Origin of the sequence: uncultured Mycobacterium sp. (assembly GCF_964249325.1) — a bacterium.
In the GTDB taxonomy this organism is placed as follows: domain Bacteria; phylum Actinomycetota; class Actinomycetes; order Mycobacteriales; family Mycobacteriaceae; genus Mycobacterium.
Genome location: NZ_CAXUCH010000370.1, coordinates 1 through 2,944, shown reverse-complemented (window position 1 = coordinate 2,944; position 2,944 = coordinate 1). Strand labels below are relative to the sequence as shown.

The window sequence follows — 2,944 nt, the reverse complement described above, 5'->3', positions numbered from 1 at the left end:
TCTTTACAGGTGCCGGGTTCGGATTCGTCGGCGTTGACCACCAGGTAGTGGGGCTTTGCGGCCGGGCCGTCGTCGCCTTGCGGGATGAACGACCACTTGGTCCCGGTGGAAAAACCCGCACCGCCGCGGCCCCGTAGCCCCGAGTCCTTGACGGTTTGCAGCACCGTGTCGGGTTCCATGTCAAGGGCTTTTTGCAGGGCCAGATAACCCTCATGGCGGCGGTAGGTTTCCAGCGTCCACGACTGCGGGTCGTCCCAATAGCGGGTGAGGACTGGGGTCAACGGTGTGGAAATAGCCATCAGCGGCCGTCCCCCGACGGTGGTGGTGGGGCTTCCATGTCGTTTTCCTTCGCCACCCGCAGCCCGGCCAAGGTGGCGTCGCCCGCACCGCCCTGACCCTCGTCGGTCCGCTGGTCGGGAAAGCCGGCGAGGATGCGTTCGGTCTGCCGAAAGGGGCACAGCGGAGCGCCGCGAGTTGGCCGCGGTGGTTTACCGGAGCGCAGCGCGTCGACCAGTTCGCGCGCCGACTCCGGTGTCTGGTTGTCGAAGAACTCCCAGTTGACCATCACGACCGGCGCGTAATCGCAGGCGGCGTTGCACTCCACGTGCTGGAGGGTGATCTTGCCGTCTGGGGTGGTCTGATCGTTGCGGACGCCGAGATGGTTGACCAGCGTCTCAAAGATGGCGTCGCCGCCCATGATGGCGCACAACGTGTTGGTGCACACCCCGACCAGATAGTCGCCGGTGGGCCCGCGGCGGTACATCGAGTAAAAGCTCGCCACCGCAGCGACTTCCGCGCCGGTGAGCCCAAGCTGTTCACCACAGAACTCCAAACCGGCGGGGGTGAGGTAGGAGTCTTCGGACTGCACCAAGTGCAGCAGCGGCAATATCGCCGAACGGGGATTGGGGTAGCGGCCGATGATTTCCTTGGCGTCGACTTCCAGCCGTGCCTTGACTTCCGGCGGATACGACTCGGGTGCGCCTTCGACGACGAACTGCCCGGGCTCTTCGGGTGGAGGGCCCAGGTGAAGGAACACCGGCGCGCCTTGCGGGCCGGTCACCGGTCGACCCCGCCCATCACCGGGTCGATGCTGGCGACCGCAGCGATCACGTCGGCGACCATGCCGCCCTCGCACATCGCGGCGACGGCCTGCAGGTTGGTGAACGATGGATCGCGGTAGTGCACCCGGTAGGGGCGGGTGCCGCCGTCGCTGACCATGTGCACGCCCAACTCGCCGCGCGGCGACTCCACCGCCACATACACCTGGCCCGGCGGCACGCGGATGCCCTCGGTCACCAGCTTGAAGTGGTGGATCAGCGCTTCCATCGAACTGCCCATGATCTTGGCGATGTGCTCCGGTGAGTTGCCCAGTCCGTCGGGGCCTACTTTCAGATCCGCGGGCCAGGCGATCTTGCGGTCCTCGACCATGATCGGGCCGGGCTTCAACTTGTCCAGACACTGCTCGACGATCTTCAGCGACGCGTGTATCTCCTTGACGCGGATGATGTAGCGCCCGTAGGCATCACAACCATCGTCGGTGATGACGTCGAACTCGTAGTTCTCGTAGCCGCAATACGGTTCGGCGCGTCGCAGGTCGTAAGGCAGCCCGGTGGAGCGCAGGATCGGCCCGGTGATACCCAGCGCCATGCACCCGGCCAGGTCCAGGTAGCCGATGCCTTGAGTGCGGGCCTTCCAGATGTAGTTCTCGTTGAGCAAGTCCTCCAGGTCGCGCAGCCGACGCGGCATCAGGTCCAAAAACTTGCGGATCTCGGTGACCGCGTTGTCCGGCAGATCCTGCGCCAGGCCGCCGGGCCGTATGTAGCCGTGGTTCATTCGCAATCCGGTGATCAACTCGAACAGGTTGAGCACCAGTTCGCGTTCCCGGAAACCGAGGAACATCGCGGTCATCGCGCCCAGCTCCATGCCGCCGGTCGCCAACGCCACCAAATGCGACGAGATTCGGTTGAGCTCCATCATCATCACCCGGATGACGTTGACGCGCTCGGGGATCTGATCGGTGATGCCGAGCAGTTTCTCCACACCCAGGCAGTAGGCGGTCTCGTTGAAAAACGGTGACAGGTAATCCATCCGGGTCACGAAGGTGACGCCTTGGGTCCAGTAGCGGTATTCCAGGTTCTTCTCGATGCCGGTGTGCAGGTAGCCGATTCCGCAGCGGGCCTCGGTGACGGTTTCGCCCTCGATCTCCAGGATCAACCGCAGCACGCCGTGGGTGGACGGGTGCTGGGGTCCCATGTTGACGACGATGCGGTCGCCCGGATCTCCGTCACGGGCGGCCCGGACAACCTCTTCCCAATCTCGGCCGCCGGCCATCAACACCGTCTCGGTCGGTTCGCTCATCAGTTGTAGGCTCTCCGTTCGTCGGGCGGGGGGATCTTCGCGCCCTTGTATTCCACCGGGATGCCGCCGAGCGGGTAGTCCTTGCGTTGCGGATGCCCGTGCCAGTCGTCAGGCATCTCGATGCGGGTCAGCGACGGGTGGCTGTCGAAGATGATGCCGAAGAAGTCGTAGGTCTCACGCTCGTGCCAGTCGTTGGTTGGGTAGACCGAAAACAGCGACGGGATATGCGGATCGCTGTCCGGCGCAACGACTTCCAGCCGGATGCGGCGGTTGTGCGTGATCGACTTGAGTGGGTAGACCGCGTGGAGTTCGCGTCCGCTCTCGTGGGGGTAGTGCACACCGTTGACGCCCAGGCATAGCTCGAAGCGCAGTCGCGGCTCGTCGCGCAGTCGCTGGGCGACCTGCGGCAGCAGTCCACGGCGCACGTACAGGGTGAGCTCGCCCTGCTTACCGGGGGGGTACACCACGACTTTCTCGACCGCGTCGGCGTATTCGATGCCGTTGCTTTTCAGAGCCTCGGCCAGCACATCGACCACCTCGTCGAAATAGCCGCCGTACGGTCGCGGGCCGCTGCCGGGCAGCGTGA

At 64.7% G+C, this 2,944-nt stretch carries 3 protein-coding genes and 1 pseudogene; all 4 read right to left on the bottom strand.

All coding sequences use genetic code 11. From position 1 onward, the window contains the following. A pseudogene (locus ACFE99_RS24635) lies at positions 1 to 299 on the bottom strand (NADH-quinone oxidoreductase subunit F); the annotation flags it as partial. Beyond that, positions 299 to 1,060 carry an NADH-quinone oxidoreductase subunit NuoE gene (gene nuoE / locus ACFE99_RS24630; RefSeq protein WP_375489436.1) on the bottom strand — a complete coding sequence of 254 codons (762 nt, stop codon included), beginning with the start codon at positions 1,058 to 1,060 and terminating at the stop codon, positions 299 to 301. The gene nuoE and the pseudogene ACFE99_RS24635, both read right to left, overlap by 1 nt. After that, positions 1,057 to 2,358 carry an NADH dehydrogenase (quinone) subunit D gene (gene nuoD, locus ACFE99_RS24625; RefSeq protein WP_375489434.1) on the bottom strand — a complete coding sequence of 434 codons (1,302 nt, stop codon included), beginning with the start codon at positions 2,356 to 2,358 and terminating at the stop codon, positions 1,057 to 1,059. Before nuoD ends, nuoE begins: the two co-directional genes overlap by 4 nt. Continuing rightward, the coding region (locus ACFE99_RS24620; RefSeq protein WP_375489432.1) for an NADH-quinone oxidoreductase subunit C at positions 2,358 to 2,944 on the bottom strand (587 nt) is incomplete at its 5' end. The genes nuoD and ACFE99_RS24620, both read right to left, overlap by 1 nt.

Bases quoted from the DNA above. Each gene is read 5' to 3' on its own strand.
- nuoD (WP_375489434.1), bottom strand. From the start codon at position 2,358: ATGAGCGAACCGACCGAGACGGTGTTGATGGCCGGCGGCCGAGATTGG.